Below are 15,404 nucleotides of genomic sequence, written 5' to 3'. Positions count from 1 at the left end.
GCGCCGGGTCGGCATCAAAGTCAACCCCTGCGCGACTTTCATGACGGCTTTTTCATATTCTGCTTATACTGCCAATTGCCCTTGTCCTCAACGCATTCAAATCCTAAGTCTTACTCATATCGAGTTCATTTAAGTGAGAGTTTCGCGATGTCCGACACGCCCGTCTATAATCATGCACTGACCGAATGGAATGGACCTCTCGGCCTGCCGGATTTCACCGCGTTCAAGGATGACGATTTCGCTCCCGCCTTTGATGCTGCTTTGGCTTACGACCTTGCAGACGTGGAAACCATTGCAAACAGTGCCTCCGAGGCAACGATTGAGAATACGCTCAAAGCCTTACAGCTTTCAGGCAAGGCGCTCGACCGTGTTTCGTCAGTTTTCTGGTTGCGCGCAGGTGCACATACCAATGATACGATTCAGGCGCTTGAGCGCGAAATCGCGCCGAAAATGTCGCGCCATTACTCGCGTATCATGATGGACCCGGCTCTCTTTGCGCGTATCAACGCACTGTATGAAAAGCGCGATCATCTGGATCTCGACATGGAGACAAAGCGTGTGCTGGAAAAGACCTGGAAGGGCTTTGTGCGCTCTGGTGCGAAGCTTGATGAGGCAGGCAAAAGCGAACTCGCAGGCATCAATGAAAAACTCGCCGGGCTTGGCGCACGCTTTGGTCAGAATGTGCTGAAGGATGAAGCAGGCTGGGCGCTTTTCATCACCGACGAAGCCGATCTTGCGGGACTTCCCGATTTTCTTAAAAACGCCATGCAAAGTGCGGCTGGCGAACATGGCCGACCTGACGTTTGGGCGGTGACGCTCTCACGCTCGATTGTCGAACCATTTTTGAGCTTTTCAGAAAACCGGGAACTTCGAGAGCAAGCTTTCAATGCCTGGGCCAAGCGTGGCGAAAATGGAGGCGACAACGACAATCGCGAGATTGTGCGCGAAATGGTGGAACTGCGCGAGCGCAAGGCGCATCTGCTCGGTTATGCCAATTTTGCCGCCTATAAGCTTGATGACACCATGGCCAAGACGCCAGAGGCTGTCATGAACCTGCTGGAACCCGTGTGGGATAAGGCGCGAGCCAAGGCGCGCGAAGAAGAAGCAGAACTGGAACGTCTGATCGCCGCCGATGGTGGCAATCACAAGGTCGCGCCATGGGACTGGCGTTTTTATGCCGAGAAGCTGCGTGCCGAGCGTTTTGCTTTCGATGAGGCTGAACTGAAACCCTATCTGCAACTCGAAAAGATCATCGAAGCCAGCTTTGATGTGGCAACGCGCCTTTTCGGTATTCGCTTTGAAGAAAAGAAGGGCATTACCACTTGGCATCCAGATGTACGGGTGTTTCAGGTGCTCAATGCGGACGGCAGCGAACGCGGCCTGTTTCTCGGCGATTATTTTGCCCGTAAATCGAAACGTTCCGGCGCGTGGATGAGTTCGCTACAATCAAGCCATAAGCTCGATGCGGGGCAAAAGCCTTTCATCTACAATGTGATGAATTTTGCAAAGCCCAAGGCAGGTGAGCCAGCGCTTCTTTCGCTTGATGATGCCCGCACACTGTTCCACGAATTTGGTCATGCGCTGCACGGACTTTTGTCGGATGTAACATGGCCAGCCGTTTCCGGCACCGCCGTTTCGCGTGACTTTGTTGAATTGCCGTCGCAGCTTTACGAGCATTGGCTGACCGTGCCGCAGGTGCTTGAAAAATACGCCGTGCATTATCGCACGGGAGAAGCCATGCCAAAGGCACTTCTTGATAAGGTGCTTGCTGCGCGCTCGTTCAATGCAGGCTTCAACACGGTTGAATTCACCGCATCTGCGCTCGTCGATATGGCGTTCCATACCGGCAAGGAAAAGATCACCGATCCACTGGCATTTGAAACAGCAGCGCTGAAAAAGCTATCGATGCCAGATGCAATTATCATGCGTCACCGCACACCACATTTCACCCATGTCTTCTCCGGTGATGGCTATTCAGCCGGTTACTATTCTTACATGTGGTCGGAAGTTCTCGATGCCGATGCATTTGCGGCTTTTGAAGAAACCGGCGACGCGTTTAACCCGGAACTGGCAGCAAAACTCAGGCAATATATCTATTCAGCCGGTGGCAGCCGCGATCCGGAAGAGCTTTACAAAGCCTTCCGCGGCAAGATGCCAACGCCCGATGCAATGATTGAAAAGCGTGGACTGAACTGAAAAAAAAGGCCGGGAAACCGGCCTTTTTCTTGTCTTATCAATAATCGCCGAGCTTGATGTCCGGCGTATAGTCTACACCTTCGACTTCCTTGATAACCGGCTGGCCGCAATGGAGCAGGCCCGTTGCTGCATTGAACGCATAGGTTGGCGAGCCATGAAGCTGCCAGCCCTTGTTCAAAGCGGCGGTCACGCGATGACAAAATGCGGAGTCATCCGGGCCAGTGATGAAACGATAAAGCTTCATAGTCTTTCTTCCTTTGTCATGATGATGAATTTGATTTTGCAAGCAGACGCTCAGCCATTGCGAGATGCAGGCGCTCGACCATCTGGCCGTCCAGCGACACAACGCCTTTATCCGCATTTTCTGCTTTCGAAAACACCTCTATCACAGCGCGGGCATGGGCTAGCTGGTCATCCGATGGCGAAAAAGCACGGTTTGCAGCGCCAATTTGCGACGGATGAATGAGCGTCTTGCCGTCAAAGCCCATTAGAGCCGCTTGCAAGCATTCAGCCTCGAAGCCAGCGCTATCGCGAAAATCATTATAAACGCCATCCAGCACATCGATACCGCCTGCGCGCGCCGCGAGAACAATCTGCATGAGCCATAGGATCAAATAAGGCCGCCCGGCTTGCGGACGAACGCCCGTGGCGAGCGCAATATCATTGGGTCCAACCACAAAACAGCCAAGCCTTGCCGCCGAACGATGGCCAAGCATGGCAATTTCATCCGCATTGAGAATGCCGCGTGGCGTTTCAATCATTGCCCAGATGCGCAAGGACAACGCGGCATCGCTGCCATCCAGCAGATTAGCGGCATCAATCACATCCTGCGGTCGCTCGACCTTTGGCAGAAGAACGGCATCCGCGCCGATTTTCGCGCCCGCCAGAATATCCGCCTCTCCCCATTGCGTGTCCGCAGCATTCACCCGCACGATGCGCTCAAACTGAACCTTGGGATAAAGGGAAAAATGCGCAATCAACGCATCGCGGGCAGCGATTTTTGCTTCTGGCGCAACAGAATCTTCAAGATCGTAAATCACGCAATCGGCTGAAAGCGCCAGCGTTTTCTCCAGCGCACGGCTGTTGGAGGCAGGAACAAACAAAACGGAACGACGTGGGCGAGCAAGTGTTTTCATGCGCAATTTGTGCACTGAACAGCGCCAGGGTGCAAGCACCCCATTCCCATATTGAGGGGCTTGTAATCCTCCTCACATATGCCTATTTTCCGCCCTTGGGTTGGAATGCACCCGCCGCTCGCAGCCTCATGGCCATGGTAAAGCATTCTGAATTCACGTTCCTGTTCCGGTGACGGCAGAAACGGCAATGCGGGTACCCGTTCACGAAAACGCTGCTCACATTCAGGAGCAAAACCATGACCACAGCTACCCTTGCTGGGCATAATACGACGCATTTTAAACATCAGGCTCGCCGTTTGCGGCAGGCTCTGGGGGAAGAGGGCATCCAAATCAGCCACGGAAAAGCGCTTGACCTCGTTGCTCGCCAGTCCGGTACACGTGATTGGAACACGCTGGCAGCCTATGGCGCGAAGACCGATGCCGCGCATATCGAAGACGGTGCGGCCCCTTACCGTGTCAGTCAACGCGTTTCAGGCACCTTTCACTCAACTGTTTTTAAAGCACGCATTATCGCTGTTGAAGAAACGATCAAGCCTGATCTCTGGCGGATCACCCTGCAATTCGACCCTGCGATTGATGTCGCAGTTTCGCCAAACCTCACCATGCTGCGCAGACGCTATACCGTTGTCGTCGGAGCAGATGGAAAAGCACGCAGGCTGACTGGCAGTGAAGCCGGCGGCATCGCACTTGATATGCAATAATTTCGCCCAAACCAACTCCGGCGCATGATTCTGAATTTTAGATACTAATTTCAGACATATTCATGCGCAAAACACGATAACCACTTCCGGCCTCTTCAAAACAGGCCGGAAGCGCTGCTAATCTGCTTCAAGGTTGCGACCTATTGGGCACTCGCCTCCTGAAAGATTGACTCTGTGCTGGGCTGATGTAAATCAGACTGCAAATTTAAAATACCCAACCGACAGGTCAGGAAGATGGATAAGTTCACCAAGCTCACGGGCGTTGCAGCCCCCCTGCCGATCGTCAATATCGATACGGACATGATTATCCCGAAGGATTATCTCAAGACGATCAAGCGCACAGGTCTGAGCAAGGGGCTTTTTGCCGAAATGCGTTTTAACGAAGACGGAACCGAAAATCCGGATTTCGTGCTCAACAAGCCCGGCTATCGCAATGCGCAGATTCTTGTCGCAGGCGATAATTTTGGCTGTGGCTCTTCGCGTGAACATGCGCCTTGGGCATTGCTTGATTTTGGTATCCGCTGTGTGATCTCAACCTCGTTTGCCGACATCTTTTACAACAATTGCTTCAAGAATGGCATTCTGCCGATCAAGGTCAGCCAGGAAGATCTCGACAAGCTGATGGACGACGCGTCGCGTGGCGCCAATGCAACGCTGACTGTTGATCTCGAAACCAAGGAAATCCATGGCCCCGATGGCGGTTCGATTTCCTTTGACCTCGACGACTTCAAGCGCCACTGCCTGCTCAATGGTCTTGATGACATCGGCCTGACCATGGAAAAGGCTAAAAGCATTGATACGTTCGAGGCGAAAAACGCTGAATTGCGTCCTTGGGCATAATGATCAAATCACTATCTACCTCTGGTCTAAGCATGGTGGCCTGAACGAGTGAATAGGACACGATTGGCTGAAATGGCCCGAGAAGATCAAAGCGGTGACTGGGCGGCACGTTTGTCGCCGTCACTTGATGAAGTCGAATCTATCGCGATTGAAGCTCTTGCGCATCTGCCTCAAGAGTTCAGGACGCTGTGCGGCGATATTATTATCCAGATATCTGACTTCCCCGAAGAACAGATTGTCGAAGATATGGGACTGGAAACGCCTTTCGACCTGTTAGGACTGTTCGAGGGCGCGGGCATTGGTGAACGCTTCAGCCTGCAAACGGGCGACACCCCAAACCGCATCACACTTTTCCGCCGCGCTATTCTCGACTACTGGTCCGAGCATGAAGAGACGCTCGGCGACATCATTACCCATGTGCTTATCCATGAAATTGGCCATCATTTCGGCCTTTCGGATGACGATATGGAAAATCTTGAAGCACAGGCGGAATAGAATGACAGATTTGCGATGAATGGCGCAGCTTGGCCATTTCTGACCAAAACAGTGACAATTTCGTGAGATTTCGATACAATCGCAATACAGATATTGCATGCGGAGAATGCTATTGATTGCCTCAGTTCAAACTGAGTGACGATCATGAACCTTTCTCCGGCTGCCTACCAGCTTCTGCTCGTTTACACGACCTATGTTATTGCTGCCGGAAGCCCGGGCCCCAGCAATATGCGCATTATGGGCGTAGCCATGAATCAGGGTCGAAAAGCGGGGCTGATATTCGCCACAGGGGTTGTGACTGGCTCCATATTCTGGGGCGTAATGGCCGCGACCGGAGTTTCGGCAATCCTCACCCGCTACGCCGAGGCACTGATTATTCTAAAAATTTTCGGCGGACTCTATCTGCTTTATCTTGCTTTCAAAGCAGCACGCGCGGCCATGGCATCAGACGAGAAGATTGCAGCACGTACGATAAATGGCGATGCTCTTCTTTCGGATGGAGAGCTTTATCGGCGCGGACTGCTGATGCATCTTTCCAATCCCAAGTCGATCCTGTCATGGATCGCGCTGGTAACGCTTGGCCTTGGACCAAATTCATCATGGCCACAGGTTGCAGCCTTCCTCAGCGGCTGCATTGTCCTAAGCATCACCATCTTCTGTGGCTATGCCATCATCTTTTCAACCGCGCCCATGGTGCGTTTATACCGGCGCGCTCGCCGGTGGATCGAAGGCATTCTGTCAGCCGTCTTTGCCTTTGCTGGTATTCGCCTGCTTTTGTCACGCTAGACCAGCTTGAAGTATGAGTATCGCAATGAAGATTTTCAAAGGTCTCTCCGCTTTCCCTCTCACCCCAATCGATACAGCAGGCAATCTCATAGAGGATATGCTCAGCGCTTTTCTCACCCGCATCCATGACACAGGCGCGGACTCAATCGGCCTGCTGGGAAGCACCGGTGGCTATGCGTTCCTCACACGAGAACAACGCCGACATACAGTCAGAACCGCCGTGAAATGCATCGGTGGTAAGACACCGCTCATTGTGGGCGTTGGCGCATTGCGGACCGATGAAGCGCAAGCGCTTGCCCGCGATGCGGCAGATGCCGGTGCTGATGCACTGTTGCTCGCGCCCGTGTCTTATACACCGCTCACGCAGGAGGAAGGCTTTCAGCACTTCAAAGCTGTTGCACAAGCGACTGATCTGCCTTTGTGCATCTACAACAATCCCGGCACCACCCGTTTCATTTTCACGGATGAGCTGATTGCGCGCCTGGCAGAACTCAAAAACATCAGGGCAATCAAAATGCCCCTGCCTGCCGATGATAAATACGCGGCTGAGATCGCGAAACTGCGCGCTGTAACGCCCGATGATTTCGCCATCGGTTATAGCGGCGATTGGGGCGCAAAGAATGCGCTGCTTGCAGGCGCTGATGCTTTCTACAGTGTGGCAGCGGGCCTTCTGCCAAAGCAGTTTGCAGCCTTGGTGCGCGCTGCACAAAGCGGCAAACAGGAAGAAGCCGAGCGCATCAATAGGACATTTGAACCGCTCTGGAGCCTGTTCAAAACCCATGGCAGTTTCCGTGTGATGTATGTTATTGCCGATCTGCTTGATCTTGCAAAGATCGAGCCGCCGCGGCCAATTCTGCCATTGAGCGAAGAAACGCGAGCACAGGTTGAGGCAGCCCTAAAAGCGTTGAATGATCTGCCTCAATGAATAAAACAAAGGCGCCCGTCTGGGCGCCTTGTGCAAATTTTGTTCGCCGCACATCTTTTTCCGAAAACCGGTTCCCACTTTTCGGGATGCGCTTTATGCCACGCTCAGGTGGACATCGATGTTGCCGCGCGTTGCATGTGAATAAGGGCAAACAATGTGCGCGGCATTGACCAGCTCTTCTGCCCTGGCCTTATCAACGCCCGGCAGAGCGACTTCCAGAGCCACATCCAGTCCAAAACCAGTACCATCTTCACGCGGACCAATACCAACCGTTGCGGTCACTGTGCTATCAGCGGAAACAGAAACCTTTTCTTTGGCTGCGACAAATTTCAATGCCCCGAGAAAGCATGCTGCATAACCAGATGCAAACAGTTGCTCAGGATTAGTGCCCTCGCCGCCCGAACCGCCAAGCTCCTTTGGTGTGTCAAGAACAACGCTGAGACGTCCATCAGCGGTCTTGGCGCTGCCTGTGCGTCCACCGGTTGCCGTAGACTGGGTGGTGTAAAGAATAGCCATTTGAAAATCTCCGTTGGTGCGTATTCATGTATCTCCGCAACCAAAATTGCAAATTATTAAATTGTTCACAATCTAATTTTGCAAAATACATTATCACAAATATGTGATGCGCAATTCAATTCCACCTCCTATAAAGTTCTGCCATGGAGCTTGCGCTATGAAAGAAGACCCAAAGGAATCTCATCTCAATTTGTCGGACATGGTCTGTTTTGCGATCTATTCGACGGCGAATGCGCTGACGCGCGCCTATCAGCCGATCCTCAGCAAGCTGGAACTCACCTACCCGCAGTTTCTGGTCATGATTGTTTTGTGGGAACAGGATAACCGCACGGTTTCTGAAATCGGCGCGAAACTCAATCTCGATTCCGGCACCCTCACCCCGCTTTTAAAAAGGCTGGAAGCAGCAGGGCATATTGCGCGCCGCCGTGACAGCCAAGATGAACGGCAGGTTCGCATCACGCTGACCGATGAAGGCCGCGCGTTGCGCAAACAAGCTGAAAGCATCCCGGAACAGGTGCTTTGCGCACTCGGTCAACCCATCGGGGATTTACAGCATCTTCGAGCACAGCTGCTTGATGTCCGCAACAATCTCAAAGACAGTCTCTCAAATTGAAAAAGCGCCGGAAAACCGGCGCCTTTATTTTGCGATCTGCAATCTTGATTAAGCAGCCAGTGCCTTTGGCGTAATGAGGCCACGAGCGACAAGCAGTTCGGCGATCTGGATCGTGTTGAGAGCAGCGCCCTTGCGCAGGTTGTCGGAAACAACCCACAGTGCCAGACCGTTTTCAACCGTGATGTCTTCACGGATACGGCTGATATAGGTTGCATCTTCGCCAGCCGATTCATACGGCGTGATGTAACCGCCGTCTTCATGCTTATCGACAACCTGACAGCCTGGCGCTTCGCGCAGAATATCGCGTGCTTCTTCCGCCGAAATCGGGTTTTCAAACTCGATGTTGACGGCTTCCGAGTGGCCGATGAACACAGGCACACGAACGGCCGTTGCCGTGAGCTTGATCTTTGGATCAAGCATCTTCTTGGTTTCGGCCACCATCTTCCATTCTTCCTTGGTGTAACCGTCTTCCATAAAGACATCGATATGCGGGATCACGTTGAACGCGATCCGCTTGGTGAACTTCTGAGCAGTGACCGGATCAGCAACAAACACCGCGCGCGACTGCTGGAACAGCTCATCCATGCCTTCCTTGCCAGCACCCGAAACGGACTGATAGGTCGAAACAACGACGCGCTTGATCTTGGCTGCATCGTGCAAAGGCTTCAGCGCCACGACGAGCTGCGCAGTCGAGCAATTCGGGTTGGCAATAATGTTCTTCTTGCGAAAACCTTCGATCGCGTCCGGGTTCACTTCAGGCACAATGAGCGGCACATTGGCGTCATAGCGCCATGCGGACGAATTATCGATAACGACACAGCCCTGCGCACCGATCTTAGGCGACCATTCCTTGGAAATATTTCCACCAGCGGACATGAGGCAAATGTCGGTATCGGAAAAGTCATACTGGTCGAGCGCTTTTACCTTCAGCGTCTTGTCGCCATAGGATACTTCCGTTCCCTGGCTACGACGCGAAGCAAGCGCTACGACTTCATCAGCCGGAAAACCGCGTTCTTCAAGGATATTGAGCATTTCGCGACCGACATTTCCGGTGGCGCCGACGACTGCAACTTTAAAACCCATTTACCTTCTCCTGTCCTCTCCGCTTCCATAAAAACCCGCGACCAGCGGGCCTTTTCCCTGGGCCGGACCCGGGGAGAGAGGGCGAGCAGGCCAAGGGGTCAGACCGTTTTGGTGGTCGTTTTAATGCAAGTGGCCATGGTAGTTTTGGAAACGGATGCCATAGGGCTCAAAATGGCGATGAGGCCATTTCGTCCGCACAGGCTATGTGATGCGCGAGAAGCATTCACGGGATTGTCTCCTTTTCCGATTGCGCTTTTAAGCCCTTTGAAAAAAGAGTCAATGTGTTTGCAGCAATGAGCGCAACAAAACTGCTCTAAAATACAGGAAGGATCGCGCTTATTTCGTTATATCCCAAATGCAAAAACGCAGCACGGCGCATAGGGCATCGCCCCTTTCCTAACCGCAAAACTTGCACCGGCCAAAACGGCTGACCTTAACAGACCGGCTACACGATCACTGTCTTCGGCCTTTGAAGCTGTGCAATGGCGTTTTTGTCTGTGACGCCATATTGCCATACTTTACGATTATGCAACTGCGCAAATTATACCCGTTCGAGAGGCGGTCAACGCTAGCTTATGACAGACATCGATGCCACATGGCTGTAAGAGCTGCTTGAATCCTCCCCCTCAATTGCAGGAGTTGGACTAATTTATCTTTTGCGCTCTAACTGATGTCAATTTTGAAAGTCCGTGCCTTTTCTCAATAAGGATTTAAGAATGAAGAAATTTCATACCACCCGCTGACTGCAGCGCTATTGCGCAGCATTTAAAACAGCGATGAAAGGGTCAGAGAAAAACCGGCGGATAATTACGGCCGGCCGGAAAACTGACCAAACCCGCTTAAAGTACAACTAAAACTCATATCCTATACTCCGCCCCGCACAAGGCGCGCACAATTTACAACAAATAAAATTGCATTCAATACTAAATACAAGTTAAATAAAAATTGCTATAACCACCATTATTTATAAATTATACTTATAAATAAAACAACGAAATACGCATCCGACAAATTTCCAGCGACAGGGCGCAATTACGCGCACCGTCAATGCAGATCTTATTTTATTTCAGCACCAAAGTTATTGAAATTTAAAACAATAGCGTGAAGGAGGAAGCATGGCTCATCGTGAACAGACCGAGCATAAAACTTGTAGCGCAGATTGGCGTGAAAGCTTCTGGCTTGCACAGCGCATTCGCATAGGCATCGTTCCGCTTCCTGTTTATCTGCTTATCGCGCTTCTGGTCGTTGGCTTCGTATCAATCGGTAAGGTGCCCTCTGATTTGACGATGTCGATCGGCATTCTGGCGATTGGCGGCTTCTTCTTTATGGAATTGGGCAAGCGTGTGCGAATCCTCGGGCTGATGGGCGGTGCCGCAATCATGGCATTTGTTGTCCCTTCGGCTGCAGTGTTCTATGGTTGGATACCGGCGTCGGTTGCAGAATCCGTGACGACATTCAGCAAACAGTCGAATTTTCTCTATCTATATATTTCAGCAATTATCGTCGGCAGCATCATCAGCATGGACCGTCAGGTCCTGTTGGCAGGTTTCATCAAGGTATTCATTCCCCTTGCCGCCGGGTCGATCGTTGCTATGATCGTCGGCACCTTGACGGGCATGACGATGGGATTCACCGCCACGCACAGTCTGTTTTTCATCGTCGTTCCAATTATGGCGGGAGGCTTGGGAGAAGGCGCAATCCCCTTGTCTCTCGGATACTCACTCATCCTTCATCAATCACAAGATGTGCTTTTTGCTCAGATCATACCCATTGTCATGCTTGGGAGCTTCACAGCCGTCCTGCTATGCGGACTTCTCAATCTGTTGGGCAAGCGATTGCCCCACCTGACCGGCGAAGGACAGCTTCAACCGGGCAAGGCAAATGTGGCTTCCCAAAACACTGAAAATTCAAAATCAGCCGACATAACCGAAATCGCAGCGGCGGGCGTCACGATTGTCAGCTTATACCTTCTCGGCGTCTTCATTCAAAAATTGACGGAATTTCCCGCACCCATCTGCATGCTGTTTCTGGTTGTTGCCGCCAAGATCGGCCGCGTGTTTGAGCCGAGCATCGAAAGCGGAAGCCGCGATGTCTACAAGTTCTTCTCAACCATTGTCACCTGGCCACTGCTGTTTGCTATGGGCGTCGCCTTTACGCCGTGGGCAGAATTTGTTGCTGTGTTTACCCTCCCAACCGTCATAACGGTATTCGCTACGGTGTTTTCCCTTATCGCGACCGGCTTTTTCACCGCCCGATTGGTTAAAATGTATCCGATCGACACCGCGATCGTGGTCGGCTGTCATAGCGGTCAAGGCGGCACAGGGGACATCGCCATCCTTACTGCTGCAAACCGTATGACGCTCATGCCTTTCGCGCAGATTGCGACGCGTATCGGCGGTGCAATCACTGTCTCGCTGGCGATTATTATAATCAAATATATTGTTTAAACATTGAGGCTCAAATTCAGATAACAAAGGGCAAAGCACCTTGCTGCGTCGAAAGTTTTACCCCCAAAAGAAATCCGAAACTGCTTTGACGCACCGGGCCACCTCTGAGGGCTCCTATGGGCAACTAATTGTCCGCCTTTAAGTGACCTCAATTGTTTCCTTGCTATTTGGCCCATAAAAGCTGACCCTCAAGCTGCGGGCCCATTCATTTTTATCAAGGCTTGCTGACAGGGACCAGCTTGTCCTTACCCACAATCTGAAAGGAGGGCTGCATGCCTTCCAATATTCACCACGTTGATTTCCATATGAGCAATCGCATCCTCAGACAGATGATGTCCAAAGCCAGTTATGTGACCTTCAAAATGAAGCCGCTATCCGGCCCGCTCTTTCAACAGTCGCAACTTGTTCTGCAGAATTTTATGTCAGGTGTCATTCCAAATCATGGCATGAACGTCGCACCATTGCCGAACAATACCGCTGCATATGGCACGCCATAAATGAACAACTTATCTTTTGGGTGGGCTCTCCGATAAGGAGAGAGCTCGCCTGACTTAACTTCATAAATATTATCGACGATAGATTATAAAATAAAATTCAAAAATAGCGCCCAAACAGAATATTATTAAAATATAATTTGACAATTAATCAAAAAAATATTATTAAAAATACATCGATATTTTCTTGATGAGTTTTGCTTATTGCACGTTTAGCACCGTGCCCTGAACGAACCCCCTTTTAAAAATCGTTATCACTTTGCGCACGCAACAGCGTGCCATCCTCTATACTGCTATGAAAGGGTTCATTATGACCACTGGCACAGTTAAATGGTTCAATTCCACAAAAGGCTTCGGCTTCATTCAGCCTGACAACGGCGGCGCTGATGCCTTCGTTCATATCTCTGCCGTCGAGCGCGCCGGAATGCGCGAAATCGTCGAAGGCCAGAAGATTGGCTACGATATGGAGCGGGACATGAAGTCCGGCAAAATGTCGGCTTGCAACCTGCAGGCTGCTTAAATATTTTTTCTTCTTTCCTTTGACCACGGATGTACTGGCACTGTTGAAAGAAGTTAAAACTTGAGGGGTCGGGTGGACACTCTACCCTTTTTTATTTGATCTTTTTCAGACGAGGAAATATTTCACCTGGGAGGCATCATGAAAACTCAAATTGATCATGCGTATAACTTCATTCCCACTATACGAAAACTTGATGTTACGCCTGTAAAACAGGCATCGACATCAAATGTCAGCGCAGAGCGCCCCGTTTTGTCGGGAGAGTGGGCAAAACTTTCAAATGTTTTGAGAAGAAGTGCGGGCGGTTGCTCTAAAAGCCGAACGCGGTCGCTATAGATATTCACGCAAATCGGAAGAAAAAAAATGATAACAGAACTTACAAAAGATACGCTGTTCAAGCCAATGCCTTCACGCCTTGAAGCACAGAAATCGCGAACGGATCTGGCAGCTCAAGCTATTCTCAACGAGGAGAGATCCGCTATCGCCGCCAAGACCGATCGTTTGAGGGCTGCAAGAATAGCCCGTGATCATTCTGTATAAAAAACAATAGAGAGGAGATACTTTGCAAGTTCTAGTCAGAGATAATAACGTCGATCAAGCCCTACGTGTTTTGAAAAAGAAATTGCAGCGCGAAGGTGTGTTTCGCGAAATGAAGGCCCGTCGCGCTTATGAGAAGCCGTCCGAAAGACGAATTCGCGAAAAAGAAGCTGCAATAGGTCGAGCGAAAAAAGAAGCAAAGAAAAAGGCTCAGCGTGAAGGTTTGTTGCCTAAACCAAAGAAGAAGCCATTTGCCCGGCCGATGACATCGTCGATACGAAGCGCTGAAACGCAGAGCGCAACTTAAAGCTCGAATCAAATCGAAACCCGCAATAGTAAGCTGCTGAAAAATAGCAGTTTTTGCTGTTTTGATTTGAACATTGGAAATGCTCCCAAATAAATTGGTCTGAGCTACACATCATAATTGGATGGTTCCAAATTGCGGACAGAGTGATACCAAACGTGACTCAATCGGCTGAAAAGCCTCCGATATTTCCTGATAAACTCGGAAAGAGCACGTCTTGAAAAAATTGTTTTATGTGGCACTGATTGGCATTTTCTGTTCATCGGCACCTGCTGCAGCACTTGCTGAGAACCTGGGGCTCGCTGAGCGCCGCGCCATTGCTACTTATGCAACCGATATCTGGCCAAAATACCAACTGGAAATTCAGGACTTAGCTGGCTTTCCGGTCACCATCAATCTGGATACCAAAAGTCTAGCCCTACCAGGCCTTGCAGATTCATACGCAAGCGATGACTATTTGCGTAAACCAATCATTGATCCGATACTCCAAGCGATTGGAACAATCACTGCAACAGATATCGGCAGAACGGCTCTCAAAGACGGGTTGAAATCCATCACCATCCGCTATGATGAGACAAGCGCACCTTCAAGCAATTATAAAGATGGTGTGAAGATGGAAGATGGCGTACTGACGATTAATTGGAAGCCTTATACGAATGTCGAAGATATCGAACCTCGCGCGCTCGCAATATTAAGTGTAATTGAGCCCGCAATATAAATATAAAATATCAAGGCGGTCTGAATAGATGCGTAAAACTGTATATCTTGCATTTCCTGTATTAACAATCATGATGCTATCTTCTGTAACGGCCTTGGCGCAGGCCAATGCCGACCCGGCCTATTTGGAAAGGCGAAATGATCAGGGAATTGTCGCATATTGCAGCAACCTAGGGTTTCTCGAACCCGATTCCGAAGAATTTTTTCATGTTGGCACTGAAGAAATTTTTGGTGAGGTTGAAAGCTCGGCTGAAGCTGACGTGCACGAGCAGAAGGGGCGTGAGGGCATTTCTTATCTACAAGGTGACGAACAATCCTTGAGTGATCTGGCAGCAGCCAATGACGTCGATGTGAAGACGGTTTGCGCACAGTATAAATCACAGGTAACGCTCGGTCGGATGATGAAAAAAAACAAAGAGAGCCAGTAGTTCTTCCCGTTCCTAGAAATCAATATCAATTTATTTAAGGTCCCATTTCCATGCGTAACCGATCATTCTCAATCTTGCTTTCCATGCCGCTCATTATCGCTTCATCGTCGGCATTTGCCGATGACACCCAACTCTTATTTAATTCATCGCGTAACCAACTTGGCTTGATCAAATATTGCGCCACAGAAGGTCACATCTCCAATGATGTTGTTACAGCTTATGAAAAAATGATCACGATGCTCCCCGCCCCCGCAGATGCGGCACAAGGTGATCAATATGAAAGCGCAGGCGAACAGGGCTACAGCTTCGACGGGGAAAATCGCACCTCAATGCAGGACATAGCCGATGGTACAGGAACTTCAATTGCCGATCATTGTGCTCAGTTCGCAGCACTGACAAATCAATAAGCTGAGAGAAAGTTTTTTCGGAGCTTTCTCGGTAGGCTAAAGACTGACTTGTTATCTTTTGATGCACCTATGCTGCGCGTTTCGCAAAGATCTGCGATGACGAGCGGTTGTCATTGACGAACTGGCTTCTGCGGATAATATAAGACACTTCAATGCCGACGCTCGCCCCCTTTACGCGAAGCATAATCTTATCGACCCTTGTTTTACTCCAACAGCATTTACGCTTTAAAGAACCGGCGCGCTGCGCCGAGTTTCCAGCGTT

19 protein-coding genes are annotated in these 15,404 nt (G+C 50.4%); 15 read left to right on the top strand and 4 right to left on the bottom strand.

From position 1 onward, the window contains the following. The first annotated feature begins 147 nt into the window (after window positions 1-147). Window positions 148-2,196, top strand: a complete 2,049-nt coding sequence (locus tag OPR82_RS12480) for a M3 family metallopeptidase (protein WP_265985127.1) — start codon at window positions 148-150, stop codon at window positions 2,194-2,196. Between the two features lie 37 nt (window positions 2,197-2,233). Here OPR82_RS12480 and OPR82_RS12475 read toward each other — a convergent pair whose 3' ends face one another. Together OPR82_RS12475 and OPR82_RS12470 are read right to left on the bottom strand one after the other, a co-directional pair. After that, on the bottom strand, window positions 2,234-2,440 hold the full coding sequence (locus OPR82_RS12475; protein WP_265985125.1) for a DUF1737 domain-containing protein: 207 nt from the start codon (window positions 2,438-2,440) through the stop codon (window positions 2,234-2,236). 16 nt (window positions 2,441-2,456) lie between these two features. Beyond that, window positions 2,457-3,332, bottom strand: coding sequence for an HpcH/HpaI aldolase/citrate lyase family protein (locus OPR82_RS12470; protein WP_265985124.1), 876 nt, complete (start codon window positions 3,330-3,332; stop codon window positions 2,457-2,459). 236 nt (window positions 3,333-3,568) lie between these two features. Here OPR82_RS12470 and OPR82_RS12465 point away from each other — a divergent pair, with 236 nt between their 5' ends. The 5 genes from OPR82_RS12465 to OPR82_RS12445 all read left to right on the top strand — a co-directional run bounded on the left by OPR82_RS12465 (window position 3,569) and on the right by OPR82_RS12445 (window position 7,079). Beyond that, window positions 3,569-4,033 carry a glyoxalase superfamily protein gene (locus OPR82_RS12465; RefSeq protein ID WP_265985123.1) on the top strand — a complete coding sequence of 155 codons (465 nt, stop codon included), beginning with the start codon at window positions 3,569-3,571 and terminating at the stop codon, window positions 4,031-4,033. Between the two features lie 234 nt (window positions 4,034-4,267). Further along, window positions 4,268-4,873: a 3-isopropylmalate dehydratase small subunit gene (gene leuD, locus OPR82_RS12460; RefSeq protein WP_265985122.1), complete on the top strand. Its 606-nt coding sequence runs from the start codon at window positions 4,268-4,270 to the stop codon at window positions 4,871-4,873. A gap of 72 nt (window positions 4,874-4,945) precedes the next feature. Then, the gene (locus OPR82_RS12455) at window positions 4,946-5,368 is read left to right on the top strand and encodes a metallopeptidase family protein (RefSeq protein WP_265985121.1); all 423 of its coding nucleotides are present in this window, start codon (window positions 4,946-4,948) and stop codon (window positions 5,366-5,368) included. 144 nt (window positions 5,369-5,512) lie between these two features. Beyond that, window positions 5,513-6,154: a LysE family translocator gene (locus OPR82_RS12450; RefSeq protein ID WP_265985120.1), complete on the top strand. Its 642-nt coding sequence runs from the start codon at window positions 5,513-5,515 to the stop codon at window positions 6,152-6,154. Window positions 6,155-6,179: 25 nt separating this feature from the next. Then, window positions 6,180-7,079 (top strand): dihydrodipicolinate synthase family protein, encoded by a 900-nt coding sequence (locus OPR82_RS12445; RefSeq protein ID WP_396996831.1) that lies wholly within the window; start codon window positions 6,180-6,182, stop codon window positions 7,077-7,079. 93 nt (window positions 7,080-7,172) lie between these two features. Here the strand turns inward: OPR82_RS12445 and OPR82_RS12440 are convergent, their stop codons facing one another. After that, on the bottom strand, window positions 7,173-7,595 hold the full coding sequence (locus tag OPR82_RS12440) for an organic hydroperoxide resistance protein (RefSeq protein WP_265985118.1): 423 nt from the start codon (window positions 7,593-7,595) through the stop codon (window positions 7,173-7,175). A gap of 157 nt (window positions 7,596-7,752) precedes the next feature. Here OPR82_RS12440 and OPR82_RS12435 point away from each other — a divergent pair, with 157 nt between their 5' ends. Further along, window positions 7,753-8,208, top strand: coding sequence for a MarR family winged helix-turn-helix transcriptional regulator (locus OPR82_RS12435; protein WP_265985117.1), 456 nt, complete (start codon window positions 7,753-7,755; stop codon window positions 8,206-8,208). Window positions 8,209-8,256: 48 nt separating this feature from the next. On the opposite strand, the gene OPR82_RS12430 is transcribed toward OPR82_RS12435, so the two are convergent. Continuing rightward, entirely contained in the window at window positions 8,257-9,291 is a 1,035-nt protein-coding gene (locus OPR82_RS12430) for an aspartate-semialdehyde dehydrogenase (RefSeq protein WP_265985116.1), read from the bottom strand. A 1,115-nt stretch (window positions 9,292-10,406) separates the two neighbouring features. On the opposite strand from OPR82_RS12430, the gene OPR82_RS12425 reads away from it, so the two are divergent. The 8 genes from OPR82_RS12425 (at window position 10,407) to OPR82_RS12390 (ending at window position 15,142) form a co-directional block, all read left to right on the top strand. Continuing rightward, on the top strand, window positions 10,407-11,738 hold the full coding sequence (locus OPR82_RS12425) for a 2-hydroxycarboxylate transporter family protein (RefSeq protein ID WP_396996828.1): 1,332 nt from the start codon (window positions 10,407-10,409) through the stop codon (window positions 11,736-11,738). Window positions 11,739-12,010: 272 nt separating this feature from the next. Further along, complete coding sequence (locus OPR82_RS12420) at window positions 12,011-12,235, top strand: hypothetical protein (RefSeq protein ID WP_265985115.1); 225 nt, start codon at window positions 12,011-12,013, stop codon at window positions 12,233-12,235. Between the two features lie 307 nt (window positions 12,236-12,542). Beyond that, window positions 12,543-12,752: a cold-shock protein gene (locus OPR82_RS12415; RefSeq protein ID WP_094507679.1), complete on the top strand. Its 210-nt coding sequence runs from the start codon at window positions 12,543-12,545 to the stop codon at window positions 12,750-12,752. A 360-nt stretch (window positions 12,753-13,112) separates the two neighbouring features. Then, complete coding sequence (locus tag OPR82_RS12410; protein ID WP_265985110.1) at window positions 13,113-13,289, top strand: hypothetical protein; 177 nt, start codon at window positions 13,113-13,115, stop codon at window positions 13,287-13,289. A gap of 22 nt (window positions 13,290-13,311) precedes the next feature. Then, on the top strand, window positions 13,312-13,593 hold the full coding sequence (gene rpsU / locus OPR82_RS12405; RefSeq protein ID WP_265985109.1) for a 30S ribosomal protein S21: 282 nt from the start codon (window positions 13,312-13,314) through the stop codon (window positions 13,591-13,593). Between the two features lie 214 nt (window positions 13,594-13,807). Beyond that, window positions 13,808-14,308: a hypothetical protein gene (locus OPR82_RS12400; RefSeq protein WP_265985108.1), complete on the top strand. Its 501-nt coding sequence runs from the start codon at window positions 13,808-13,810 to the stop codon at window positions 14,306-14,308. 28 nt (window positions 14,309-14,336) lie between these two features. Continuing rightward, the gene (locus tag OPR82_RS12395) at window positions 14,337-14,735 is read left to right on the top strand and encodes a hypothetical protein (RefSeq protein ID WP_265985106.1); all 399 of its coding nucleotides are present in this window, start codon (window positions 14,337-14,339) and stop codon (window positions 14,733-14,735) included. Window positions 14,736-14,785: 50 nt separating this feature from the next. Further along, complete coding sequence (locus OPR82_RS12390; RefSeq protein WP_265985104.1) at window positions 14,786-15,142, top strand: hypothetical protein; 357 nt, start codon at window positions 14,786-14,788, stop codon at window positions 15,140-15,142. The last annotated feature ends 262 nt before the right edge of the window (window positions 15,143-15,404 follow it).

It is taken from the genome of Ochrobactrum chromiisoli (genome assembly GCF_026241335.1).
In the GTDB taxonomy this organism is placed as follows: Bacteria; Pseudomonadota; Alphaproteobacteria; order Rhizobiales; family Rhizobiaceae; genus Brucella; species Brucella chromiisoli.
This window is presented reverse-complemented; position numbering and strand designations above follow the sequence as displayed.